The sequence below is a fragment of the Nocardia tengchongensis genome, assembly GCF_054781395.1.
Genome location: NZ_BAAGUM010000006.1, coordinates 118,979 through 143,204, shown reverse-complemented (window position 1 = coordinate 143,204; position 24,226 = coordinate 118,979). Strand labels below are relative to the sequence as shown.

General features: G+C 69.2%; 26 protein-coding genes and 1 tRNA gene. 12 read left to right on the top strand and 15 right to left on the bottom strand.

Going from position 1 to position 24,226, the window contains the following annotated elements:
* Positions 1-70 precede the first annotated feature (70 nt).
* From ACYVKL_RS11695 to ACYVKL_RS11680, 4 genes are read left to right on the top strand one after another with little or no spacing between them, the layout of a single operon-like run.
* The gene (locus tag ACYVKL_RS11695) at positions 71-748 is read left to right on the top strand and encodes an MBL fold metallo-hydrolase (RefSeq protein WP_379162030.1); all 678 of its coding nucleotides are present in this window, start codon (positions 71-73) and stop codon (positions 746-748) included.
* Positions 749-792: 44 nt separating this feature from the next.
* Complete coding sequence (locus ACYVKL_RS11690) at positions 793-1,449, top strand: YdcF family protein (protein ID WP_379162027.1); 657 nt, start codon at positions 793-795, stop codon at positions 1,447-1,449.
* Positions 1,450-1,452: 3 nt separating this feature from the next.
* The gene (locus tag ACYVKL_RS11685) at positions 1,453-2,721 is read left to right on the top strand and encodes a deoxyguanosinetriphosphate triphosphohydrolase (protein ID WP_379162024.1); all 1,269 of its coding nucleotides are present in this window, start codon (positions 1,453-1,455) and stop codon (positions 2,719-2,721) included.
* Positions 2,722-2,751: 30 nt separating this feature from the next.
* Complete coding sequence (locus ACYVKL_RS11680) at positions 2,752-3,456, top strand: HalD/BesD family halogenase (protein WP_379162021.1); 705 nt, start codon at positions 2,752-2,754, stop codon at positions 3,454-3,456.
* 31 nt (positions 3,457-3,487) lie between these two features.
* Here ACYVKL_RS11680 and ACYVKL_RS11675 read toward each other — a convergent pair whose 3' ends face one another.
* The 3 genes from ACYVKL_RS11675 to ACYVKL_RS11665 are packed head-to-tail and all read right to left on the bottom strand — an operon-like array spanning position 3,488 to position 5,335.
* A complete protein-coding gene (locus ACYVKL_RS11675) occupies positions 3,488-4,165 on the bottom strand; it encodes an energy-coupling factor ABC transporter ATP-binding protein (protein ID WP_379162018.1) in 678 nt (225 codons plus the stop codon).
* Positions 4,162-4,710 carry a biotin transporter BioY gene (locus ACYVKL_RS11670; RefSeq protein ID WP_379162015.1) on the bottom strand — a complete coding sequence of 183 codons (549 nt, stop codon included), beginning with the start codon at positions 4,708-4,710 and terminating at the stop codon, positions 4,162-4,164. The genes ACYVKL_RS11675 and ACYVKL_RS11670 overlap by 4 nt, the downstream gene beginning before the upstream one ends.
* 34 nt (positions 4,711-4,744) lie before the next feature.
* Positions 4,745-5,335 (bottom strand): energy-coupling factor transporter transmembrane component T family protein, encoded by a 591-nt coding sequence (locus ACYVKL_RS11665; RefSeq protein WP_379162013.1) that lies wholly within the window; start codon positions 5,333-5,335, stop codon positions 4,745-4,747.
* A 189-nt stretch (positions 5,336-5,524) separates the two neighbouring features.
* Between ACYVKL_RS11665 and dnaG the strand changes: the two genes are divergently transcribed.
* Complete coding sequence (dnaG, locus tag ACYVKL_RS11660) at positions 5,525-7,438, top strand: DNA primase (protein ID WP_213560123.1); 1,914 nt, start codon at positions 5,525-5,527, stop codon at positions 7,436-7,438.
* A gap of 101 nt (positions 7,439-7,539) precedes the next feature.
* On the opposite strand, the gene ACYVKL_RS11655 is transcribed toward dnaG, so the two are convergent.
* A complete protein-coding gene (locus ACYVKL_RS11655; RefSeq protein ID WP_213560124.1) occupies positions 7,540-7,785 on the bottom strand; it encodes a hypothetical protein in 246 nt (81 codons plus the stop codon).
* Positions 7,786-7,973: 188 nt separating this feature from the next.
* On the opposite strand from ACYVKL_RS11655, the gene ACYVKL_RS11650 reads away from it, so the two are divergent.
* Positions 7,974-8,046: transfer RNA gene (locus tag ACYVKL_RS11650), tRNA-Asn, on the top strand.
* 87 nt (positions 8,047-8,133) lie between these two features.
* On the opposite strand, the gene ACYVKL_RS11645 is transcribed toward ACYVKL_RS11650, so the two are convergent.
* Positions 8,134-8,706 (bottom strand): YdcF family protein, encoded by a 573-nt coding sequence (locus ACYVKL_RS11645; protein WP_379162009.1) that lies wholly within the window; start codon positions 8,704-8,706, stop codon positions 8,134-8,136.
* Positions 8,707-8,836: 130 nt separating this feature from the next.
* Here ACYVKL_RS11645 and ACYVKL_RS11640 point away from each other — a divergent pair, with 130 nt between their 5' ends.
* Positions 8,837-10,048, top strand: a complete 1,212-nt coding sequence (locus ACYVKL_RS11640; RefSeq protein ID WP_379162006.1) for an FAD-dependent monooxygenase — start codon at positions 8,837-8,839, stop codon at positions 10,046-10,048.
* A gap of 14 nt (positions 10,049-10,062) precedes the next feature.
* On the opposite strand, the gene ACYVKL_RS11635 is transcribed toward ACYVKL_RS11640, so the two are convergent.
* The gene (locus ACYVKL_RS11635) at positions 10,063-10,581 is read right to left on the bottom strand and encodes a hypothetical protein (RefSeq protein WP_213560127.1); all 519 of its coding nucleotides are present in this window, start codon (positions 10,579-10,581) and stop codon (positions 10,063-10,065) included.
* Positions 10,582-10,830: 249 nt separating this feature from the next.
* Between ACYVKL_RS11635 and ACYVKL_RS11630 the strand changes: the two genes are divergently transcribed.
* From ACYVKL_RS11630 to ACYVKL_RS11620, 3 genes are all read left to right on the top strand, one after another.
* Entirely contained in the window at positions 10,831-11,841 is a 1,011-nt protein-coding gene (locus tag ACYVKL_RS11630; RefSeq protein ID WP_379162003.1) for a GAF domain-containing protein, read from the top strand.
* Positions 11,842-12,136: 295 nt separating this feature from the next.
* Positions 12,137-13,159: a ParB/RepB/Spo0J family partition protein gene (locus ACYVKL_RS11625; protein WP_379162001.1), complete on the top strand. Its 1,023-nt coding sequence runs from the start codon at positions 12,137-12,139 to the stop codon at positions 13,157-13,159.
* 108 nt (positions 13,160-13,267) lie between these two features.
* The gene (locus ACYVKL_RS11620; RefSeq protein ID WP_379161998.1) at positions 13,268-14,248 is read left to right on the top strand and encodes an AraC-like ligand-binding domain-containing protein; all 981 of its coding nucleotides are present in this window, start codon (positions 13,268-13,270) and stop codon (positions 14,246-14,248) included.
* Between the two features lie 251 nt (positions 14,249-14,499).
* On the opposite strand, the gene ACYVKL_RS11615 is transcribed toward ACYVKL_RS11620, so the two are convergent.
* The 9 genes from ACYVKL_RS11615 to ACYVKL_RS11575 form a co-directional block, all read right to left on the bottom strand.
* The gene (locus ACYVKL_RS11615) at positions 14,500-14,766 is read right to left on the bottom strand and encodes a GlsB/YeaQ/YmgE family stress response membrane protein (RefSeq protein ID WP_213560131.1); all 267 of its coding nucleotides are present in this window, start codon (positions 14,764-14,766) and stop codon (positions 14,500-14,502) included.
* A gap of 147 nt (positions 14,767-14,913) precedes the next feature.
* Entirely contained in the window at positions 14,914-16,140 is a 1,227-nt protein-coding gene (locus tag ACYVKL_RS11610; protein WP_379161995.1) for a cytochrome P450 family protein, read from the bottom strand.
* The gene (locus tag ACYVKL_RS11605) at positions 16,137-17,411 is read right to left on the bottom strand and encodes a cytochrome P450 family protein (RefSeq protein ID WP_379161992.1); all 1,275 of its coding nucleotides are present in this window, start codon (positions 17,409-17,411) and stop codon (positions 16,137-16,139) included. The genes ACYVKL_RS11610 and ACYVKL_RS11605 overlap by 4 nt, the downstream gene beginning before the upstream one ends.
* Positions 17,408-18,025: a GTP-binding protein gene (locus tag ACYVKL_RS11600; protein ID WP_460771851.1), complete on the bottom strand. Its 618-nt coding sequence runs from the start codon at positions 18,023-18,025 to the stop codon at positions 17,408-17,410. Before ACYVKL_RS11600 ends, ACYVKL_RS11605 begins: the two co-directional genes overlap by 4 nt.
* Positions 18,006-18,359 (bottom strand): DUF742 domain-containing protein, encoded by a 354-nt coding sequence (locus ACYVKL_RS11595; protein WP_213560134.1) that lies wholly within the window; start codon positions 18,357-18,359, stop codon positions 18,006-18,008. The genes ACYVKL_RS11600 and ACYVKL_RS11595 overlap by 20 nt, the downstream gene beginning before the upstream one ends.
* On the bottom strand, positions 18,356-18,769 hold the full coding sequence (locus tag ACYVKL_RS11590) for a roadblock/LC7 domain-containing protein (protein ID WP_357192231.1): 414 nt from the start codon (positions 18,767-18,769) through the stop codon (positions 18,356-18,358). The genes ACYVKL_RS11595 and ACYVKL_RS11590 overlap by 4 nt, the downstream gene beginning before the upstream one ends.
* Positions 18,766-20,658 carry a sensor histidine kinase gene (locus ACYVKL_RS11585; protein ID WP_379161987.1) on the bottom strand — a complete coding sequence of 631 codons (1,893 nt, stop codon included), beginning with the start codon at positions 20,656-20,658 and terminating at the stop codon, positions 18,766-18,768. Before ACYVKL_RS11585 ends, ACYVKL_RS11590 begins: the two co-directional genes overlap by 4 nt.
* Positions 20,659-20,858: 200 nt before the next feature.
* A complete protein-coding gene (locus tag ACYVKL_RS11580) occupies positions 20,859-21,491 on the bottom strand; it encodes a TMEM175 family protein (RefSeq protein WP_379161984.1) in 633 nt (210 codons plus the stop codon).
* A 23-nt stretch (positions 21,492-21,514) separates the two neighbouring features.
* Positions 21,515-22,249, bottom strand: coding sequence for a hypothetical protein (locus ACYVKL_RS11575; protein ID WP_379161981.1), 735 nt, complete (start codon positions 22,247-22,249; stop codon positions 21,515-21,517).
* Between the two features lie 170 nt (positions 22,250-22,419).
* Here ACYVKL_RS11575 and ACYVKL_RS11570 point away from each other — a divergent pair, with 170 nt between their 5' ends.
* Together ACYVKL_RS11570 and ACYVKL_RS11565 are read left to right on the top strand one after the other, a co-directional pair.
* Complete coding sequence (locus ACYVKL_RS11570; protein WP_379161978.1) at positions 22,420-23,409, top strand: zinc-binding dehydrogenase; 990 nt, start codon at positions 22,420-22,422, stop codon at positions 23,407-23,409.
* Positions 23,410-23,490: 81 nt separating this feature from the next.
* Positions 23,491-24,222 (top strand): hypothetical protein, encoded by a 732-nt coding sequence (locus ACYVKL_RS11565; protein WP_379161975.1) that lies wholly within the window; start codon positions 23,491-23,493, stop codon positions 24,220-24,222.
* Positions 24,223-24,226: the final 4 nt, after the last annotated feature.

Sequence of the window (24,226 nt, the reverse complement as noted above, 5' to 3'; positions counted from 1 at the left end):
CTAACTGTGGAACGCGAAGGGTCGGTTTCTTCTGCACACTGTGTCGGAAGCCTTGACTACGATCGATGTCGTGATCACGATCGATTCGCCCTACACGGGCCACGTCTCGCCCGGCTCCAATCCGCAGCAGCGTGAGGTTCAGGGCGCGCGCATCGTGAAGATGTCGGTCGGCGGCATGGACAACAACACCTACCTGGTGCAGTGCACCACCACCGGTGCGACCCTGCTGATCGACGCCGCCAACGAGGCGGACCGCATCCTCGAGCTCATCGGTCAGGAGGCGCCGGGCCGGGTGGAACTCATCGTCACCACCCATCAGCACCGCGACCACTGGATCGCGCTACCGGATGTGGTGTCGGCCACCGAGATTCCGACCGCGGCGCACGCGCTGGACGCCGAGCCGCTGCCGGTCGTCCCGGCCCGGCTGCTGGCCGACGGTGACAAGGTCCGGGTCGGCGAGCTCGAACTCGAGGCGATCCACCTGAGCGGGCACACCCCCGGCTCGGTCGCGCTGGCGCTGACCGACGGCGCGGGCGGCATCCACCTGTTCACCGGTGATTCGCTGTTCCCGGGCGGCGTGGGCCGAACCCAGTCGCCGGAGCAGTTCGACTCGCTACTCGGTGATGTCGAGTCCAAGCTGTTCGCCCGGTATCCGGACGAGGCCGCGGTGTATCCGGGTCACGGCGACGACACCACCCTCGGTGTGGAGCGTCCGCAGTTGCCCGAATGGCGGCAACGCGGTTGGTGAAACTCCGCCACCACCGAGCCGAACCAGACTGGCTGGTAACGGACATGACCGCCACCTCCGCCACCGGACGGGGCGGCGGCCCGCTGCGCTGGGTCCGGCGGCTCCTGCTCGGCGCGCTGCTGATGGGCCTGGTCGTGGTGGGCGGCACCGCCCTGCACGTGTGGCAGGTGGCCCGCATCGACGACTACTCGCGGGCCGACGCCATCGTGGTGCTGGGCGCCGCCCAGTACGACGGCACGCCGTCCTCGGTGTTCGAGGCGCGACTGGACCAGGCCAACAAGCTGTATCGCAAACAGGTCGCGCCGATGATCGTCACCGTGGGCGGTAAGCGGGTCGGCGACAACTACACCGAGGCGGCCTCCGGCAAGAACTATCTCGAGGGGGAGGGCGTACCCGACGACCGGATCCTGGCCGTCGAAACCGGCTCCGACACCCTGCAGAGCGTGGAGGCGGTGTCCAAAGCGCTGCTGGCGCGCGGCAAATCGTCGGTGGTGCTGGTCAGCGACCCCTGGCACTCGCTGCGCACCCGCACCATGATGCGCGACGCCGGGCTGGCCGCCTGGACCGCGCCCACCCGCACCGGCCCCGCCGTGTACACACGGGAATCACAGGCCCACGGCATATTCCGGGAGACCTTCGCCTTGCTCTGGTATCAACTGACCCACTTCTCCGCGGACTTCAAATACACAGCGGATCAGTGAGCCATGAACGCACGCATCGACTATGACGGGGTCTACACCGACGCCGACCGGGAACGGGTGGTTCCCGAGACCGAGCACACGGCCGGACTGAGCTGGTCACCGTGCCCGGCCCGGCGCAGCGAGTTCGCGCGCGACCGGGCCCGGGTGCTGCACTCGGCCGCGCTGCGCCGGCTCGCCGACAAGACCCAGGTCATGGGTCCGCGTGACGGTGACACCCCGCGCACCCGGCTCACCCATTCGCTCGAGGTCGCCCAGATCGGCCGCAGCATCGCCGACAGCCTGGGCTGCGATCCCGACCTGGTGGACCTGGCCGGGCTCGCGCACGACATCGGGCATCCGCCCTACGGGCACAACGGTGAGCAGGCGCTCGACCAATTCGCCGACGCGCACGGCGGTTTCGAGGGCAACGCGCAGAACCTGCGCATCCTCACCCGGCTCGAACCCAAGGTCATCGACGACCGCGGTGTCAGCTTCGGGCTCAACCCGACCCGCGCCGCTCTCGACGCCGTCATCAAATACCCTTGGGGCAGAACGGGCCCCGGCTCCAAGTTCGGCGCGTACGGGGTGGACATGGACCGCCTCGACTGGGTCCGCAAGGGTGCGCCCGACCGCCGGCAATGCCTGGAATCGCAGATCATGGACTGGGCCGACGACGTCGCCTACTCGGTGCACGATGTCGAGGACGGGGTCATCGCCGGTCGCATCGACCTGCGCGCCCTGGCCGACCCGGCCGAACAGGTGGCGCTCGCGGAACTCGGTGTGCGGCGACACTCTTCGATGACCGTCGACGAGATGGCCGCCGCGGCGCAACGCCTCTCCGAGCTGCCCGTGGTCTCCGCCGCCGCCGAGTACGACGGCTCCCTGCTCGCCTCCGTCGCGCTCAAACGGCTGACCAGCGATCTGGTGGGCCGCTTCGCCACCGCCGCCGTCGAGGCCACCCGCGCCGCCTGGGGCGGCCGCCAATTGTCGCGCTACACCGCCGATCTGGAGGTGCCGCGGATCGTGGCCGCCGAGGTCGCGGTGCTCAAGACCATGGCGCTGCGCTACGTGCTGTCCGACCCCATTCACCGGGTGCGCCAGGCCGGGCAGCGCGAACGCATCCTGCTCGTCGCCAACCGGCTGCTCGAGGCCGCCCCGCACGGGCTGGACCGGCTGCTGCTGCCGTGGTGGGAGGCCGCCGGCGACGACACCGCGCGGGTGCGGGTGATCGTCGACCAGATCGCCTCCTACACCGAGAGCCGCCTGGAACGCATCGCCGCCGCGATACCCTGATTCCGGATGGGTCCGGCGGCAGGGGGCGTGATGACACGCGAGGTGGACGGCACAGTCGACCTTGATCGATATCCGCTCGACCGGCGGTCCGTGACGCGGTTGCACGAGGTGATCGAGCGGGCGCAGGCGGACTTCCTGGTCAGCGGCGTCACCGTGCTGCCCGAATTCCTGCGGCCCGCGGCGGTCACCGAGATGGCCGCGGACGTGCTCTCCGACGGGCTCGGGGACGCCATGCGATTCGAGTACACCGTGGCCTGCGACCGAATCCCCGACTCCTCCCCGCTGAAGGCGCTCTATCAGTGGGAACCGTTGCGGGAGTTCGTCTCTCACCTGGTGGGGGAGCAGGCGTACCGGTCCGCCGACGAATTGGGCGCGATGACGGTGCAGATCCACGAGAACGGGGACGTGCAGGACTGGCATTACGACATGTCCGACTACACGGTGATGCTGCACATCGTCGCGCCCGAGCGGGGCGGGGCGCTCGAATACATTCCGCTGCCCGGCGCGTTCATCGAGCGCGGTGGCGGGCTGCCGATGCGGCATCGGCACATGGTGAAGATGCTGCCGACCGTGCCGGGGACGCTGGTGCTGCACGCCGGGCGGCGGTCACGGCATCGGGTGACGCCGGTGCAGGGCGAGATTCCGCAGGTGAGCGTGCACATGGCGTTCAACGCGCGGCCGGGGCAGCGGCTCAACGCGCATGTGCGGCGGCATCTGTTCGGGCGCGAGGACTGAGGCGGGGCGCCGCCTCGATCCGGGCCCGCGGTCAATCCGTATGCATCGCCACGTAATACGGGATGGTCTCGGCGGGCGCGCCGTCGGCGACGATGCGGCCCTCGTCGAACACCAGCACCCGATCGAAATCGGCGAGCAGGTCCAGATCGTGCGAGACCACGACCAGCCGCTGCGGCAGCTCGTGCAGCAGCCGGGTGATGCGGCGCTTGTTGCGCAGGTCGAGCAGCGTGGTGGGTTCGTCGAACACCACGTACTCGGGCCGGACCGACAGCACCGCGGCGATGGCGAGCAGTTGCTTCTGGCCGCCGCTGAGCAGATGCGCGGGATGGTCGCGGAACTCGGTGAGGCCGTAGGCCGCGAGGGTTTCGGTGACCCGGTCCGGGATCTCGGGTCTGGTGACGCCGTGGTGTTTGAGGCCGAACGCGAGGTCCTCGGCGACCGTCGGCATGACGATCTGCACATCCGGATCCTGAAAGACGAATCCGACCAGTTTGCGAACGGCCCGGCCCTGCTTGCGGGTATCGAGACCGTCCACCCGCACCCGGCCCGCGGTCGGCGTCTGGAGTCCGTTGAGCAGGCGCGCGAACGTGGACTTGCCCGAACCGTTCGCGCCGACGACCGCGATCCGGTTCTCGCTCAACCGCAGATTCAGATCGCGCAGCACCTCGCGCTCCCCGAATCGATGCGAGACGCTGTCGAGTTCGATCATGCGCGCGCCGGAATCATCGGATACGCCTTGCGGACCGCCACCGCGGCCAACGACCCGATGACCGTCTTGACCACGTCGCCGGGCAGGAACGCCACCGACGTGGTGATCGCCTTGCCCAGCGAGATGTGCGCGGCGGTGGCCATCCACGGAATGCCGATGGCGTACAGCACGATCGCGCCGCCCAGGAAGTTGATCAGCAGGGCGATGGGCAGGTTGTAGTGCTTCCACGCCCGTTCGGTGAGCAGTCCGATCACCAGTGCGCCGATCGGGTAGGCGATCACGAAGCCACCCGTGGGACCCATGACCACCCCCATGCCGCCGCGCCCGCCCGCCAGCACCGGCAGGCCCGCGAACACCAGCACGTCGAAGAGCAGGATGGCCAGCGCACCGCGCTTGGCGCCCAGAATCGAGCCCGCCAGAATGACGCCCAGAGTTTGCGAGGTGAACGGCGCGAACGCTCCCGGCAGCTGGATCAGCGGGAAGAATCCCAGTACCACCATGATTGCCGCGAACAGCGCGATCTGCGCCAAATCCCTACTACGCACGCGAGGCATCCTAAATGGAGGCCTTCCGGACTCTTCAGTCCAGGCCGCGAGCGTCCAGCGCCTCGCCGACCCCATCGGCCATGCGGAGTGTGCGGATCAGTAGCGGGACCAGGAAGACGGTGCTGCGCTCGATGCCGCGGGCGCGCTGGGCGTCCCGCACCAGTTCGGCCTGCTCGCGGATGACGGGGATGAATCGGATGGTCATGGCGACCAGCAGGCCGACGCGTTCGGGACGGACGCCGAGCGGGCGCAACGGGGTGAGCGCGCGTTCGATGGTCTCGACCATGGCCGAGGTGCGGGTGGTCAGCGTCACCAGATTCGCCAGCAGCACCAGGGTCAGCAGGCGTTCGCCGACCAGGATCGCGGTCCGGGCGTCGGTGAAGATCAGCTGTGCGAGCACGATCAGCGCCAGGAACGGTGTGAGTCCGAGCACCTGCCGGCCGGTCGCCCGCCAGGGAATCCGGGCGACGGCGTACAAACCCAGCACCACCACCAGCGCCGCGGTCAGTGCCGGGATCGACGACACGAGGAACAGCCCGGTCCCCACCGCCGCCAAGACCAGCAGCTTCACCCCCGCGGGCACGACATGCACCGGCGTCCGGGCATCGTGGTAGAGGCTGAGCACCCCAGGATCCTCGCAGCATCACGTCGCGGCGTTGGGTACGGGTCCGCTGATTTCGTTGCGCTGGGGGTAACTCGTCGGGTACGTCCAAAATTGCTTCGGCACCCGACCGCCGGCCCGTATGTGGGACGGTGAACGGCTCTCAGCTGTGCGCAAAAGTCTCGGGGAGGCGGGGAGCGCTAGACTCGCTGAGTGGCTGGCCGACTTCCGGACCGCGATATCGCGGCGATTCGTGAACGTGTCCGGATCGAGGATGTCGTGGGGGAGTACGTCGCACTGCGGCGAGCCGGCGCGGACTCCATGAAGGGCCTGTGCCCGTTCCACGACGAGAAGTCGCCATCGTTCCACGTGCGGCCCAATCACGGCGTGTTCCACTGCTTCGGTTGCGGTGAGGGCGGCGACGTTTTCGCGTTCCTGCAGAAGATCGAGCACGTCGGTTTCGTCGAGGCCGTCGAGCAGATGGCCGACCGCCTCAACTACAAGATCAACTATGAGGGTGGCGGCACCTCGGTCCGCGTCGACCGCGGCACCCGCGCCCGCCTGGTCGCCGCCAACGCCGCCGCCCACGAGTTCTACGTCTCCCAGCTCGGTGAGCCTGGCGCCGAGGCGGCCCGCAAATACCTCACCGACCGCAATTTCGACCACAATGCCGCCCACCAGTTCGGCTGCGGCTACGCCCCCGGCGGCTGGGACACCCTCACGAAACACCTGCTGCGCAAGGGTTTCGAGTTCAAGGAGCTGGAAGCGGCGGGCCTGTCCAAGCAGGGCCAGCGCGGCCCGATGGACCGCTTCAACCGCCGCCTGCTGTGGCCCATCCGCAACTTGGGCGGCGAGGTGATCGGCTTCGGCGCGCGCCGCCTCTACGACGACGACACCATGACCGCCAAGTACATCAACACCTCGGAAACGTTGCTGTACAAGAAGTCTCAGGTGCTGTTCGGTCTCGACCACGCCAAGCGGGAGATCGCCAAGGGGCATCAGGCCGTCGTGGTGGAGGGCTACACCGACGTCATGGCCATGCACATGGCCGGGGTCAAGACCGCGGTCGCCTCCTGCGGCACCGCCTTCGGCGACGAACACCTCGCGATCCTGCGCCGCCTGCTCATGGACGACAACTTCTGGCGCGGCGAGATCATCTACACCTTCGACGGCGACGCCGCCGGCCAGGCCGCCGCGTTGAAGGCGTTCTCCGGCGACCAGAAACTGGCCGGCCAGACCTACATCGCCGTCGCCCCCGACGGCCTCGACCCCTGCGAACTGCGCCAGCGCAACGGCGACGGCGCGGTCCGCGACCTGGTCGCCCGCCGAGTCCCGTTGTACGAGTTCGTCATCCGCGGCCTGCTCGCCGAACACAACCTCGACGCCCCCGAAGGCCAGGTCGAGGCGCTGCGCCGCGCCGTCCCCGTGGTCTCCCAGATCAAGGACTTCGCCCTGCGCAAGGCCTACGCCACCAAACTGGCCGGCTGGGTCGGCTGGGACGACATCCAGCAGGTGGTGCGCCGTGTCGGCGAGGAGGCCCGCAAGGGCGCCCGCACCGGCGCCAAGCCCGGCATCCCCGAACGCCAACCCCACCATGAGGTTTCGCCCAGCCCCGCCGCCCGTCCCAACCCGTCGGACCCGGCCCTGCTGCCCCAACGCCAAACCCTCGCCGCCGCACTCCAATACCCCGGCTTCGCCGGCACCGTCTTCGATTCCCTGGAACCCGAAGCCTTCACCCACCCCGCCTTCGTCGCCGTCCGCGCCGCCATCGCCGAAGCCGGCGGCACCGCCGCGGGCCTCACCGGCGCCGAATGGGTCAGCGCGGTAGCCGACAACACCGACGACCTCACCCTGCGCGCCATGGTCTCCGAACTGGCGGCCGAACCGCTCCCGGTGAAATCCGCCGAAGACATCCCCCGCTTCGTGGCGGGCGTCCTCGCCCGCACCCAGGAATCCTGGGTCGGCCGTCAGATCGCCGAACTGAAGTCGAAACTCCAGCGCATCTCCTCCACCGAGCAGCCCGACGCCTACATGGCGCTGTTCGGCGATTTGGTGGCCTTGGAGCAGTACCGCAAGAGCCTGCTCACCCAGGCCATGGGCAACTCAGGCGACTTCGCAGGCGTCTAGCCACACCCCACCCACCCGGCAGGCGGCGACAGCTCGCCGCCCCAGGGCAGGGTGTGGGGGCGCAGCCCCCACCAGGGGGCAAGGGGCAAAGCCCCAATCCCTCAGCGCCGCAGCTGATCCTGCGGCACGAGGATGGTGGTCCGCTCGTCCAGCGGCACCATCGGTTCCAGCTTCGGCTGGGTGTTCAGCTTGTCCGCGAGCTTCTGCCGCCCCATCAACACGACCTTGCGCGTGACAGGACTCTCACTGATAGCGCGGGTCGTCTTGCTGATCTGTTCATACCGAACCCGCCCGGCCTTGGCGCCCAGCACATACCCAGCCGCCACACCGATGATCAACCGCAGCATCCCGAGAAGCTCCTCCCATAAGACCAGTCCGCCCCCACATCCTGCCCGACCCCACCCCGCCCTGTCGATCCGGCACCCCGTGCCCCCAACACTCATATTCCCGCAGGTAGGGCCGCGATTTGGGAACTGTACAACCGATACGCTAAAGTTTTCTCCGGCCGGTCCGGAAGGGCCAGCCAGGGAAACAATCCCCTATAGCTCAATTGGCAGAGCAGCCGACTGTTAATCGGCAGGTTTCTGGTTCGAGTCCAGATGGGGGAGCCGAAAAGGCCCCTGACCAGCGGTTCACCCCGCAAGGTCAGGGGCCTTTCTCGTTTTCTGAGATAGCCGGAATTGACTACTTTCCGGCTACATTCCGCGCTGCCGGAGCGCATGGAGGGCGAGGAGTGGTTTCAACGGCATCCATTCGCCGAAGCGGTAGTCCGCCCCGCGAACGAGCCGTTGGGCCAAGTCTGGGCGCTGCTCGTTGAGGTAGTGCCTGGCCCGTTCGGCGTGGAAGGGGAGGGAGACGAGTTTGATTCGGTCGGCGTCTTCCAGGTAGGGGATTGCGAAAGCGATGTTCTCCCAGGTGGTTCGGCTCTGTTGTTCGATCACGAGTGTGCCGTGGTAGCCGCGGGCGCTGGTGGCGTAGTCGGCCATCAGGGTTGCCTCGGCGGTCGGGCCCGCGCAGGCGCCGCCGCACAGGACGAGGCGGCTGACGGCTGCTGATGGGTCGAGGGAGCGTAGGCCTGCGCGGACTCGCCAGCGGTTCATGGCGTTCGCGCGGGGGCCCGGGTTGCGGTAGCCGAGGACGACGACGGCCTCGGTGGGGCCGGTGGCGGGTCCTACGAGTCGGCGTGATGCGCGCCAGTTTTCCCATTCGCCCCACAGGATCGTCAGGGCGAACGCGGTTCCGGTGGCCGGCCACGGTCGGATGCGCATCTGTTCAGCCAATCACATGCCGGAAGTGCCTGGTAGTGAGCGTGTTAGACATTTGTTCTAGACAAGCGTTTCAGACCCGTGTAGACATATGTCTTAGACAAGCGTTCTTCAAGACTTCGGGAGAGACCCAATGAGCACCACCGACAACACCCTCCGCGTTCTGGTCGCCGGTGGCGGCATTGCCGGTAATGCTGTTGCCCTGCAATTGCTTCGGGCCGGCATGGCGGTCACCGTAGTCGAGCGGGCGAGCGCGCCCCGACCCGGCGGACAGGCGGTGGATCTGCGGGGGCCGAGCCGGGAAGTGGCGGAGCGCATGGGGTTGATGGAGGGCATCAACAAGTTCCTGCTGCACGAGAAGGGGATGAGCCTCGTCACGGCGGACGGGTCGCCGGTCTACCGGATGTCGATGGAGATGTTCGACGGGAAGGGGCCGGTCGCGGACATCGAGATCAGCCGCGGCGACCTGAACGGGGTGCTGCTCACCGAACTCGCCGGTGCGGGAGGGGAACTCGACTACCGGTACGGGGATTGGATCGAGACCATCGAACAGGACGCCGAAGGCGCCACGGTCGGATTCAACTCGGGCCGCAGTGAGCGGTACGACCTGGTGATCGGCGCGGACGGGGTGCACTCGCGGACCCGGAAGATGGTGTTCGGCCCGGAGGAGGAGTTCACCACCTTCCTCGGCGGGTACATGTCCTTCTACACGATTCCGACCCCGGCGGGTGTGGAGAAGGACTGGATGTCGATGCATGTGGTGCCGCGCGCCTCGCTCGGCGTCCGCCCCGATTTCGACCCGGCCACCGCCAAGGCCATCATCACCCTGCGCACCGACGCCGACCCGGCCCTGCGCCGCGATATTACCGCCCAGCGCAAGCTGATTCGCGACATGCTGGCCGACGCGGGCTGGCTGGTCCCCGAGGCCCTGGAGCACCTGGAGACCACGCCCGACTTCTACTTCGACGAGCTGGTCCGCGTCGACATGCCGACCCTGTCGAAGGGCCGCGTCACCCTGCTCGGCGACTCCGGCTTCTGCGGCTCCCCGATGACCGGCATGGGCACCGCCATGGCCATCGTCGGCGCCTACCTGCTCGCCGGCGAACTCGCCGCCACCCCAACCGATGTCGAGGGCGCCCTGGCCCGCTACGAGGCCCAGGTCACCCCGTTCCTCGAGAAGGCCAAGGAACTCCCCGGCGGCGGCATCCAAATGATGCTCCCCACCTCGAAGCTCGGCCTCAAGCTGATGCAGCAGGTCGGAAAGCTCATGACCACCAAGCTGTTCCGCCCGATCATGATGAAGATGCTCGACCAGACCCAGGACTACGTGCTCCCGACCTACTGATCATCGGCAGCGGGCTATGAGCCCGAGCCGCTGGTCGCCGCGCCGAGTAGGCCGGAGAGGATGCTGGAGATGAGGGCGCCCGGTAGGTCGCTGGTGGCGGAGCCGGAGGCGAAGCCGCTGGCGGAGCCGGTCAGGTAGCCGCGGCCGGGGCCGTCGGTCGAGCCGGTGAAGGCGTCGCCGCCGGCGTTGGCCAGTTCGTCCAGGCCGCAGGTGGCCAGGCCGCCGCCGGAGCCGCTGGTCAGGGCGGTGATGATGCCGTTGGTGAGGCCGGCGGCGGAACCGGCCTCGGGGCCGGCGGAGGATCCGCCCAGGAAGCCGAGGGCGGAGCCGGTGACCGAGCCGGTGGCGGCGGAACTGAGCCAGCCCTTGAGGAATCCCTGGAGACAGGCCATGCCGGGCGGCTGCACCTCGGCGGCGGGATCGGCCTGAGTGACGCTCGGGCCTTCGATGGGTAGTGGGTCGGCGGCGGCCGGTCCGGCCCCCAGTGCAAGTGCGATGCCGACAGAAGCGGTGATCAGAAGTGTATTTCGCATCGAAGACTGCTTTCCCCGTATTTCTTGGACGCGCGACCAACTTAACTCGATGCGTGCCGCTCCGCAGGGTGAACGGGAAACTCTTCGTTCGCTCACCTCGATCGCGAAAAGTGCTGGGGGATAGCCAGACTCGTGGACAGAGCTGTCTTTTCAGTGGGGTGCGAAGTTGTCGTCACGGTGTCGCGCGGGGAAAGAGTCGTGTACTCATAGGACCTGAAGCGTGGTCGGGGGAGACGAGGGGAGCAGGCGATGAGCGGGACGCGATGGCTGTTGATCGAGACGTTCGGCGGCGGGGAGCCGACGGTGATCGGATTGGGGAGTGCGCCAAGGAAATTCGTGCCGCTCAGCCAGATGTTCCGGCAACGGGAGACGCTGTCGGCCATACGCGGCGCGCTGGCTACGACGCTGGCCCGGCTCGGGCCGGTGGACACGGTCGGTGAAGACGGGCGGCGGCGCACGGTGACGGTGCCGCTGCTCATCACGCCCGAACGGATGCACGCGGTGCTGCTGTGGTCGGGGCCGGTCGAGGAGGAGATCCCGCCGCGAGATCCCGTGGGGGCGTGGTATTTCAACCTGTCGACGTCGAAATCCACGCGGTCGGACGAACTGCTCGATCTGTACGGTGTCGCGCCGGAGAATCGGGCGCGTGAGCATGCCATCGCGAGCGTTTTCACCCGGGTGATCACCAATAGTGACGAGTCCGACGCGCTGGCGAAGGTGGTGCGGTCCGCACCGGGAACCGAGCATCAGGCGGTGTGGACCGTGCGCCGCGACGACGGGGCGCTGCGGGCGGCGCACTTCTCCTGTCGCATTCTCGAAGAGCGTTCCGCCGCAGGCGAAACCGAGGTCTTCTTCCGCGGCGTCACCCATGACATCGGGGACGCCACCGAGGTGAGCGCGGCGCCGCCGCCGGTCATTCTGGAGCATCGGGTGCTCGACGCGGCCGCGGCGGAGGGCGATTACCGAGCCATCGTCGATCTGCGCACGCTACGGCTGCTGCGGTGGATGGGACCGGCCATGCCGGACATTGCCTGGCAGTCGCTGGCGGGGGAGCCGGAGCCGGAAATCCATCCGGAGGATCTGGCCACGGCCAAGACCATGAGTCGCGATCTCGCGCAATCGCGTACCTCCGGCGTGCTGCGGTTGCGGACTCTCGACGGCGGGTGGCGGGCGGTGCGTGCCCGCGCGGTGCTGATGGCGCTGGATCAGTACACGACCGCCGCCCTGGTGACGGTGCGGGACCCCGACGCGGTGGACTAGCCCCCAGCAAACAGACCAGCAGTAATGTTTGTTGGGTATATAACATCACTCGGCCGCGCGTCGCGCACACACGCCAGGTCAGCGTGATCTCCCGTGAAATGCGCAGGTAGGCGGGGGATTTGCTCAATTGATCAGGCACTGAGCCGATCGCTACACTGCCGTCGGTACGCACCCGCGCGAGCGGGAATCTTGCCGGTCATCCCCGTGATACCGCCTGGCGCGTCGTTGACAGGCCCTGCCCGGAAGCCCTGTGGCGTCCGGTGATCCGGGCTGCTCGGCGTAGGGAGGCGCAACTGTGCTCGGACCGGACAACGCGTGGTGGCTTCGCCTTCTCACCGGCCTGCGGCACTGGGCGGCGGCCCGCCTGGCTCGATCGATGGTGCTGCGTAGCTACGGGTGCACGAAAGCCCGCGGTCTCGAGGCCGATCCCTCGGAGCTGGTGCGAATCCCGCTGGACCGCCTGCGCATCGGCACCGTGATCCGGCGATCGGGCCAGAACGCGCGACATGTCGCGGCGCTGTCCGAGGTCGCCGCCGCCCTGCCCCCGATCGTCGTGCACCGGTCGAGCATGACCGTCATCGACGGCGTGCACCGCGTGCGGGCCGCGCAGGACAGCGGCTCGCAGTGGATCGACGCGGTGTACTTCGACGGCGACGACGGACAGGCGCTGCTGCTGGCCGTCCGGTTGAACACCGCGCACGGCCTGCCCCTGTCCGCCGCCGACCGCAAGGCCGCCGCCGAGCAGGCGCTGGCCTACTACCCGGATTGGTCGAATCGCCGGCTGGCGATGGCGATCGGACTGTCCGAGCGCGCGATCGCGGCCATCCGCCGCAAGTCCGCGACGACGCCCCGCCGCGAGACGCGCCCCGCCGCAGCCGTTGCGGTGACAACGGGCGACATCCAGCACCGCCACGAGCGCGCCCGCACCTCCTCGGCCACCCCGGCCGCGGCCCGGCGGGCAGGCGGTGGACGCGCATCCGGGTCGCCGACCCAGTCGATGGCGAATCCCGCGCTCAACACCGGTCACCCACTTCCGGTATCGCGGCAGCCGGCGCCCGATCGCGCGTATCCCACTCGCGCCCTGCGCAATCTGTGCTCCGACCCGGCCGTGAGCCGCACCGAATCCGGCCGCCGGCTGCTCGCCCTGCTGGCCCTGATCCCCGCCGATCCCGAGGCCTGGGCGGATCTGGCCGACAATCTCCCGCCGTATCACGCCGCCCTCATCGCGGACCTCGCCGCTCAGCAGGCCCGCAATTGGGCGGCTCTGGCCCGCACCGCGACCCGGCACGCGGTGACGGAGAATCACACCGCCGCGTGACGGTGGCCGGCTGTCGGCGGTCGACCGGGGGATGGCGCCGGCGACCGGCTCGGTTGTGCGGGGCATGAAAGACTGGTCGGATCATGGTGTCGGGGTAGGTGTTACGGAGTGAATGCGTTGTCGGCGGTTCGGCGGGTCGAAGTCGGCGGCGGCCAGGACCACGATGCGGGACAGCTTTTCGAGCAGTGGGAGGCGGGACTGTCCGATGCGTATGTGCCGCTGGCGGTCTCGCCCCGGGGCGGTGATCGGTTCCGGGGCTGGATCGCGCACGGCGTGTACAACGACGTGGAGCTGTCGACCCTGGGTGCGAGCCGCCAGCGGGTGGACCGCACCCGCAGCCTGATCGCCCGCACCGATGAGGAGTTCCTGCACACCAGCATTCAGATCGCGGGCCACGGGCGGTTGCATCAGGACGGTCGCGTCGCGCAGGTGGGACCGGGGGAGATGGTCTTCTACGACAGCACCCGGCCCTACCACTGGGAGTTCGACGGCGACTGGGAGATGTCGGCCGTGCAGGTGCCGCTGAGCCGGTTGCGCCAGCGGGCCGGGATCACCGTTCCGGACATCCCGACCGCGACCACGGTCGTACCGGACAGTCCCGGCGGTGTGGTGGCGGGATTCCTGCGCGAACTGACCGAATTGCAGAACACCGCACCGGAACAGGCCGCGATCCTGGCCGGTTCGACGGTCGATCTGCTGGCCTCCGCGATCGCCCTGACGGCGGGTCGACCGGCCCCGGGTGCGGCGGCCGAGACCCTCACCCGCCGTCAGGTCGTGGAATTCATGCGCCGGCACTGCCGTGACACCACACTGGGCGTGGAGGCGATCGCCGCGGGTTGCGGGGTGTCGCGCCGGACGTTGTATCGGGTGCTCGAGGAATTCGAGGAGGGCCCGGCGACGCTGTTGCGCCGCATGCGGGTCGAGTACGCGTGCGGATTGCTCACCGCGCGAAGGGATCTCCCGGTGACGGCGATCGCGCGCAGCGCCGGATTCGCCACCGAGCGGCAGTTCTATCGAGCCTTCCGAGTCGAGACCGGCACGACGCCAGCGGCCTTTCGTGAGACCGGGGTCCTGCCCCGGATCCTGTGATCGGGCCCCGGAGATCGCTCGTTGCTCGGCTCCGGCTCGTCTGCTAGCTTCTACGTATCTACTTAGTAGATGCGTAGAAAATCTTGGGCCGTAGACCACCTGCGGGCCGAGGGCGCCGTGGGGACGGCGTCGTTGCGGCGGGATTGTGCGGACCCCTCATCGCGCACAACTCCGGCGGAACCACAGGGGCGGGGCCGCCTTCCAGCGGCCCCGCCCCGAGTGTTTCGTCTTCGATTGTGCGCGCGACACGCTCAGACGCGTGCGCGAATCCACTTGTAGATCGCCAGCACCACGATCGCGCCGACGATCGCACCCAGGAACGCGTGCTTGACCGGCGGATGCACACTGAACTCGTGCGGCGAGAAGAGCAGGCTGCCGAGCGTCCCGCCGACATAACCGCCGACGATGCCGAGCACACCCGTCCAGATGATGCCGAAGTCCTCCTTACCGGGAAGGACCAGCCGGGCTATCGCGCCCGCGATCAGGCCGATGATGATCATCGAGATGATGCCGCCCATGACACACTCCTTGCCGTTGGGTTCCGCTGCATCGACGGTAGCAGGGCGAAGGCCGGTAATGAGCGAGCCGAAACACCCGAATCTGCCCGTGGCGGGACGCGAACGCGCGCGCCGGAACCCCCCGGGTCCCGGCGCGCGGACGAGCGATCAGACCAGCTGCAACGGCAGCGCCGCGATGTCGTTCTGCGTCATGACCGGAAGATTCACGATCTCCGCATCCGACCCGGCCAACCGCAGCGCCGGGAAGCGGTCGAACAACGCGGGCAGCGCGATGGCCGCCTCCAGCCGGGCCAGCGCCGCGCCCGGGCAGATGTGCGGGCCGTAACCGAAGGAGATATTGCGGTGCGCGGTCGGGCGGGTGATGTCGAAATCGTCGGCGTCCTCGCCGAACACGCCGTTGTCGCGGTTGATGGCGCGGTAGGACATGACCACGCCCTCACCCCGCTCGATCACGGTGTCGCCCACCGTGATGTCCTCGGTGGCGAAGCGCATGAGCAGATGGGTCACCGGGCCGTCGTAGCGCAGCGACTCCTCGATCACCTGCTTCCACTCCACCTCCTCCGACCGCACCCGGGCCAGCTGCTCGGGCTGGTTCAGCAAGGCGCGCACCGTGTTCAGGATCAGGCTGACCGTGGTCTCGTGCCCGGCGGCGACCAGCGCCTTGAGGTTGCCGACCACCTCTTCCTCGGTGAGCGGCTCGCCGCCCTCGTCCGCCAGGATCAGCGCGCTGGTGAGATCGTCGGTGGGAGTGGCGGTCTTGCGCCGGACCATCTCGGTGAAGTAGACGTCCATGGCGTCGATGACCTGCAGCCGCTCGTCCTGCGGGGTCATCATGGAGAAGAACTTCTTGTACCAGTCCAGCAGCATCGGGTGGTCCTCGCGCGGCACCCCCATGAGCTCGGAGATCACCCGCATCGGCAGCGGGTAGGCGAAGACCTGCTTGAGGTCCACCACGGCGCCCTCGCCGCCCGCCTCGTCCAGGTCGTCGAGCAGCTCCTTGGTGAGCCGTTCGATGGTGGGGCGCAACGCTTCCAGGCGGCGCGGGGTCAGCGCCTGGGTGGTCTTGATCCGCAGCCGGCGATGTTCGGAGCCGTCCACGGTGAACATGGAACGCCCGGCGTCGATCATGCCGATCAGCGGCCACTGCCGGGTCACGACGCCGTCGCTGAACAACTTCCAGGCGTTGATGTCCTTGACCAGACGGGTGTCGGTGAGCAGCTGACGCGCGACGGCGTGATCGGTGATCGTCCAGGCGGGCGCGCCCAACAGGTCGATACGGGTGATCGGCCCGGCGGCGCGCAGACGCGCGGTCTCACCGGCGAGATCGCCCACCATCGGATCGATCGAGATGGCATGCGGGCAAGGGGAACTCACTGGAAACCTCCGAGAGCACGAACAGGTGTGAAAACAACAGGAAGAGAAGTCATTCCGCACAGGAACGGGGACGGCCGGCGCACCAGGCTCTGCGCGGGCACCGCCAGATCGATGTCGGGCAGCCGGTCCAGCAGCACCTCGATGCCGGTGCGCGCCACGGTCTCCGCGATCTGCTGCGCCGGGAACGGGCAGCGGTATTCGCCGTGGCTGAACGCGAAGTGCGCGTTGTTGCCGCTGTGGCCGCCGTCGCTCACCGACTGCCGCACGTGCGGATCGGTGTTCGCGGCGGCCAGCCCGAGCAGCAGCAGGTCGCCCTGACGGATCAGGGTGTCCGCCAGGCGGGTGTCGCGAGCTGCCCAGCGGCCGGCCAGGATCGAGTTGGGGGAGTCCTCCCACAGCACCTCGTTCATGGCCTGGTCCACACTGCGGCGGCCACCGCCCAGCGCGGCCGCGAACCGGTCGTCGGTGAGCATCAGCCGCACCGAATTGATCAGCCAGTCCGCGGTCGGCAGATGCCCCGCGGCGGTGACCGCCATCAGGTCGTTGACGTATTCCTCATCGGTGAACTGCCCCGGCTGGGCGAGCATGCGCGAGACCAGGTCGCCGCCGGGCGCGGCCTTCTTCATCGCCAGCAGGTGCTGCATGTATTGCATGAACTGTCCGTACGCCGCCTGGGCGTCCGCGCCGCCGTCGGCCATCGTCTTCATCGCCCGCGCCAGCCCGGGGCCCTCCACCTCGGGAATGCCCAGCAGCCAGGCCAGCACGAGCACGGGCAGCGGTTCGGCGAAGTCGGCGACCAGGTCGGCGGCGCCGCGCCCGCAGAAGGTGTCGATCAGCTGATCGGCGACGCTCTCGGAGACCTTGCGCAACTCGAACTGGTCCACCGTCTCCAGCGCCGGTTCCACCATCGCCAGATGGCGTCGATGCTCGGCGCCCGCGGTGAAGTAGATCGACGGCATCGGCGAGCCGACCATGGGCAGCAGCGGCCAGTCGGCCGGGATGTTGGGCCACTGGTTCCACAGGCTCACATCGCGCGGGAACAGTTCCGGAGAACTGGTCACCTGATGCATCTCCCGGTAGCCCAGCACCAGCCAGGCCGGGATGCCGCCGATCAACTCGACCGCGGCGACCGGCCCGTGGTCGCGGCGGATCTCGCGGTAGAGGGAATTGCGGTCGGTGTGGAAGCGGGGGCCGCTGAGCGGCACCACCGTGGATTCGGGTCGCACGGAGCCGTGCGGCACGGGGCAACTGCCCTGCGCGGGCGAGGTCATGCGGGATTCCTCCAAGCGGTGGTCTCCGGCCGGTACAGGTACTCGACCAGGGTGATCAGAACGTTCTTGCAGGAGTCGCGCACCCGCGCGTCGCAGTCGATCATCGGGATGTGCGGACCCAGATCCAGCGCCTCCCGCACCTCATCCAGCGACGGCCCGGGCCCGAAACTGTTGCACGCCACGATGAACGGCATGCGCTGGTGCTCGAGCCGGTCGATGGCGTACCAGGAGTCGGCGATCCGGCGCTGATCCACCAGCACGATCGCGCCCAGCGCACCGGTGAACAGCCGGTCCCACAGGAACCAGAAGCGTTCCTGGCCGGGCGCGCCGAACAGGTAGAGCACGTGCTCGTCGTCGATGGTGATGCGGCCGAAGTCGAAAGCCACCGTGGTGGTGGACTTTCCGGGCACCCCGGCCGGGTCGTCGACACCCTGCCCGACCTGGGTCATGGTGGCCTCGGTGTCGAGCGGGCGGATCTCGCTGATCGACCGCACCATGGTGGTCTTGCCGACGCCGAAGCCGCCCACGATCACGATCTTCAGGCCCTGCCGGGCATCCGCGTGCAGCGGCGCCTCGGACCGGAGCGGACGGTTGTCAGAGTTTGCGGAGTCCAACGAGCACCTTTTCCAGCGTGTCGGTAGTGGGCAGCCAATTCCATTGCCGCGAAGCATGATCGGGATGACGAACGGTGATCTTGCCCGCGTGCAGCAGGTCCGACAGGAGGATGACGGTGATGCCCACCGGCAGCCGCAGCTCGGCCGCGATCTCCACCACCGCGGTCGGCGCGCGGCACATATCGAGGATCGCCGCATGCTCGGACTGCATGCCGCGCACCGGATCGCATTCGCTGACCACCAGGGTCACCAGATCGAAAGCGTCCGAATCCGGTCGACTGCGCCCGCCGGTCAGCGTGTACAGCCGATCCGGATCCTCGTCCGGCCTGGTCACGACACGCTCGCCCCCGGCACTCGCGGGGCGGCGGCCAGATGCTCGCCCAGCTGCTCCACCAGCTCCCGCATATTGTGCCCGACCAGCCCGGCGTCGGCGTCCTCGCCGGCCACCACCGCGATATGCGCTCCCACCCCGGCCTCCACGATGAACAGGATCCCGCCGTAGAACTCGGTCATCGACTGCCGCACCCCGCCGCGCCCGTCCCCGAACTCCACCGAGGCACCGTGCGAAAGGCTTTGGATCCCGGCGGCGATCGCCGCCAGCTGGTCAGCGCTGTCGTTCCCGAGCCCGGACGTGTGACAAATCTTCAACCCGTCCCCCGACAGCAGCAACGCGTGCCGCGCCCGCGGCGTACGCACCAGCAACTGCTCCAGCAACCAGCCCAGATGTGTGGCGGACGGTGTCATCGATCGGTCTCCCAGGGGTTCGCAGGGGCGGGGGGAGCGCCGGCGCCGTGATCACGGCCCGTCGCGACATCCGGGGCCTCGGCGGGCGGGCCGGCGGAATATGTAGTGGCACCGGCCTTCTCGCGGATATCGATGCCGCGCCGGACCGCGTCCATCAGCGACCGCGGCAACAGCGACGCATCGCCTTCCGTGCCGAGGCCGAGCGGATCCTGCCGGGTGGACACTGTGGGAACCCGCCCCCCGACCGGTTCGGATGCCGGCGGATCGAGATTGGTGAGCGGCGAAGACGCTGGGCCGGTAGAGGTTTCACGACCGGAGACGGCGCGCTGGAAGGCTCCCATGGCAGACGGTGCGGCGGGCGGGCGCGGCGGAGGCGGGACCGCCGGGGCGGCCAGACCCTCCGGGTGCACGGCGGCGAGGGTGCTGCCCCGCTGCCGCTTCGGCAGCCCGCTGGAAGTCGCTGCCTGTCCGGCGAATTCATCGCTGGGTACACCGCCGGCTGCGGGACTGCTGCCAGTAGCGCTCTCCTGCGCGGGTGCGGCGGGGGGCTGGGTGAACCGCTCGAACCCGTCGGCCCGCGCCGCGGTCGCATCGGCCGCGAGATGGTCGGATCCGCGTGCGCGTGTCGGAGCGGTGGGATCGCCGTGGGCCGTGGTGGAGCGTTCGGATCGGTGTGCTCGCGCCGCAACGGTGGATCCGGCAGGCGCCGCGTCTGCTCTGGCCGGTTCGATCGGTCGCGCTGCGGTGCGGGAGGGTTGGGGCGCTGCGGGTTCGGCGGTGTCCACCGGGGTGAGGCGGCTGAGGGTGCCGGACTGGCGTTCCAGGCGGGTGGTCAGTTCGCGGGGGATCACCACGACGACGGCGGTGCCGCCGATCGCGGAGGGGCGGTAGCTGACGGTGAGATCGTGTTTGCGGGCCAGGTGGCCGACCACGGCCAGGCCCAGGCGGGTGCCCGACAGGGAGGAGAGGTCGGTGTCGGCGCGGGGGCCCGCGACCGCGGATTCGGCTCTGCGGAGCGCGGATTCGCTCATCACCAGGCCGCTGTCCTCGATGGTGATCACCACGCCCGCGGGCACCTCGGCGGCGTAGACGTGCACCTCGGTGGTGGGCGGGGAGAAGTTGCAGGCATTGTCGAGCAGTTCGGCCAGCGCGTGCATAACGCCCTCGGCGGCGTGGCCCGCGACCGCGATCTCGGTGACCGCCCGCAGCCGCACCCGCTGATATCCGGCGACCCGTCCCATGGCCCCGCGCAGGATCGACTCCATGGCAATGGGTTTCGCCCAGCGGCGGCCCGAACGCGCGCCGCTGAGCACCGCGATGCTGTCGGCCAGCCGCCCGGCCTGGGCGGTGCGGTGGTCCAGTTCCAGCAGGTCGGACAGCACCTTCGGGTCGGCGTGCCGGTGCTCCATCTCGCGCAACTCGGCCAGCATGGAGGTGCTCATGGCCTGCATGCGGCCGGCCGCCCCGGCGAACGCGGCCAGCGCGGCGGCCCGGCGGTGCTCGTTCTCCTTGGCGGCCCGCGCCTGCTCGGCGGCGTGTTCACCGATGCTGTGAATCCTGGCCTCGGACTCGGTGATTCGCGCCTGGGCGGCGGAGATGGTCGCGGCCACCCGGGCGTCGGCCTGCGCGGTGTAGGCGTGGGCCTCCTGCCGCACCGCCCGCACCCGGTCGCGGTAGTACGCGGCCGCGGTGACCGCGCCGGTCAGCAACAGCGCGGCGATGCTCGCCCCGATCGCCAGGGGAACCCGGAATTCGTTGGGGGAGAGCAGAACCGCGACCGCCACCGTGACGGCGGTGATCGCCAGGGCGACGGCCGCGATCGCATACGGCGGGCGCTGACTCCGAACGGTGTGCTGTTCCCCATTCGGCGGATTGACTGATTCCGACACGCTCCGCACTTCCGAACTCACGTCCACCAGGACGTTCGCCCCGATGCCCCCGACCGCGCCCGCCCGTGCGAGCCGTGCGAAATGCCCGGACCGGCAAGCGGATTCGGTTCTGCCGGTCGCAGCATAAGCGCACCGGGCGAGCGGCGCTACCCGAGCGCGTACCCAGGCTCAAACATCGATCCCATTCGCTGGGACATCGCTCAGACGCGGGCGAAAACCCGTGGCCGGGTGGAGGAATAACCGAACGCCAGCACCGCCGCCAGATACAGCAGCAACGCCGCGGCGGGCAGCACCAGGCCGACGCCCGCGATCAGGTCGAAACCGACGAATCCCGCCACGGCCTGCAGGCTCTCCCGGCGCGCGTACTCGGCGTCGAAGCCGGGCTCGAACAGTTCGGGATTGCGGCGCAACGCCGTCCACATGACGAACCACGCCGCCGCCTGCAACGCACCGACCACACCGTAGAAGGCGGTCGCCACCTTGGCGTTCCAGCCGCCGTCCTCGAGGTGATGGGCCAGCACCGTGGTCGGGAACGGCAGGAACGCCACCGCCAGGAGCAGCAGCAGATTGCCGCAGTGCAGCAGTCCGTCCATGGCGCGGACCCGGCTGAAGAAGCGGTGGTGGCACAGCCAGATCACGCCGATGGTCAGGAACGATCCGGCGTAGGCGAGATAGCTGGGCCACAGCCCGGTCAGCTCGTGCCACAGCGAGCCGCCTTCGGTTTCGGGGAGCCGGATCTCCAGGACCAGCAGGGTGATCGCGATGGCCATGACACCGTCGCTGAAGGCCTCGACACGGGTGGTGTCGGAGAGCCGGGATTCGGGGTAACGCATGCGGCCATTATCGATCGAACCGGTCAGCCCTCGAGGTCGCCGAGTTCCTGTTGGCGCAGACGGACACTCGCGAGCAGCGACCCCAGCGCGAAGCCGAAGATGGGGACGCTGACGATCGGCGACCACGAATGCACTTGCGGACCGGCCGGCCGCAACAGCGTCACCACCCGCATCACCGCCAGCGTCACGCCGCTCAACCCGGCGAACATGAACAGCGACAACGGCAGCCGGAACGGCGGCGGCGCAGTGCGCTGACTCAGCACCGCCGCGGCCACCACCGCGCCGTTCACCGCGATACCCGCCAGCGCCAGGATCCACTTGTGCGTCTCGATGGTCAGGTACGACGGATGCAGCGGGTCGTAGGTGAACAACAGCGCCGCCGCGAGCGCGACCAGCCCGACGTAGAACGCCCGCTTCAACAGCGGCCGACTCCACAGGTCGGCCACCGTCACCCCGATCAGCGCGCCCGCGCCGACCAGCGCCAGATCCGCGACCAGCCCGGCGAAACCCTCGAAATGGCCGCTCGGCAGCGCCAATTCGTCGGCCGAGCCGTTGATCGCGGGCGTGCGCAGGATCGCCCACAGCGCCAGCAACGCCATGGCGATGGTGAAGGGCCGGGATTCGGCGGACCGCCAGCGCGGCAGCCGGGCGATCGTCGCGGCGATCGCGCTCAGCGCGGCCAGCAGGGGCACCGCATTGTTCATCGAGACGGCATCGCTCACCGCAGCGACGGTGGTCATCGAAGCGAGAGGGCTCACCTGCAACAGCCTGGCCCGGGCCGCACCCCGAGTGGGTTTGTTCCGCGGCGTGTCCGCGGTTTCTTTTCGCCTGGAGCGAAACCGCCGGAGTTCCGCTTGACCTCAACATATGTCGAGGTTGGAGGGTAGGTGCATCGACGCTCCGTCGAAAGCGAAAGGGAGGCAGCGAGATGCGTGTGGTGCAGGTCAAGGAGTTCGGTGGACCCGAAGTGCTGACGGTGGACGAGGTCGCGGACCCGGTCGCCGGTCCCGGCGAAGTCGTGGTGCGGGTCGCGGCCGCGGATGTGATGTTCCTGGACACGATGCTGCGCAGCGGCATGGCCCGGGCCTTCTTCCCGGCCGAACCGCCGTTCGTGCCCGGCGGCGCGGTGACCGGAACCGTCGAGTCCGTCGGCGCGGACGTCGACCCCGCCTGGATCGGCAAGCGGGTCGCCACCCCGACCGCGGCCAGCGGCATCGGCGGCGGCCTGCCCATCGGCGGCTACGCCGAGCTCGCCCTGGCCAAGGCCGACACCCTGGCGGACATCCCCGACCAGCTGAGTTTCGAACAGGCCGCCGCTCTCGTCCACGATGGCCGCACCGTGTTCGCCATCGCCGACCGCGCCGCCATCCAGCCCGGGCAGTGGGTGCTGATCACCGCCGCCGCGGGCGGATTGGGCACGCTGCTGGTCCAATTGGCTCGCACGGCCGGCGCCCGGGTGATCGCCGCCGCCCGCGGCGAGGCGAAACTCGCACTGGCGCAACGGCTCGGCGCGGACGAGGTGATCGACTACTCCGAATCCGGCTGGGCCGAGCGGGTCCGGGAACGCACCGGCGGCGTCGCGGTGGTCCTCGACGGCGCGGGCGGCGACATCGGCCGTGAGGCATTGGCCGCGGTCGCGCCCGGCGGTCTGCTCATCGCCTACGGCAATGCCGCCGGCGGCTTCGCCGCGGTGGACGCGGAATCCGCTGCCGCCCAGGGCGTCACCGTCGTATCCCTGTTCGACCTCACCGCCCCGGGCACCGACTGGCTCGCGCTGCACCGGCGCGCGCACGCCGAGGTCGCGGCCGGTCGCCTGCAGGTCGTCATCGGTCAGACCTTCCCGCTCGACCAGGCCGCCGCGGCGCACACCGCCATCGGGTCCCGCGCGGCCGTCGGCCGCACCCTGCTCACGGTCTGACCGTCATCGGCGTGTCGTGAACATTCGCCCAGTTCCGGGTAGCAAGGTGGCACCGGGTGCTACGCGACACGGAGGTGGGCGATGGGCAGGCGGGCAGGTGTGGTCGCGAGCGTGGCGGCCGGAGTCTGGCTGGCGGCAGCGGGAATCGCGGTCGCGCAGCCCGCGCTCGACCCCGGCGCCTTCGATCCCGCGCGCGTCCCGCCGCGCACCGCGTTCGCGGTGCGCACCATAGTCCCGGGCGCGGGCTGGGGCACCGCCAACCAGTACCAGGAGCGCGCGGCCCTGTCCCTCGCCAAGCTCTACCTCGCCGATTTCGCGCTCAAGCACGGTGACGGTTCGGCCGAGGACCGTGATCTGGGCGAGCGCATGATCCGCAAGTCCGACGACGCGGCCGCGGACCGCATCGCCGCGAAGTATCCGTACGCCATCGACGCCGAAGCCGCGGAGTACCACCTGCGCGCCACCCACGGCCAGGGCAACTGGGAACTGTCCACCACCAGCACCGCCGACATCGCCGACTTCCTCGCCGCCAAGATCCGCGACGAACCCGACAGCCCGATCCTGGCGTGGATGGAACAACCCGCCGAGCGCGCCGCCGACGGCACCCGGCAGGACTGGGGGACCGCCCGGCTGCCGCAGGTGTACGGAACCAAATGGGGCTGGTCCGATGTCGGTGACCCGGAGGTGTCGTCGGTGTCGTTCGGCCCCGGCTTCACCGTAGCGGCCCACACCTACGGCACCCCCGAACAGCAGACCGAGGACGTCCTCGCGGCGTGGTCGACCGTGCTGCCCGAAATGAGCCCCAAGCGCTGATCCG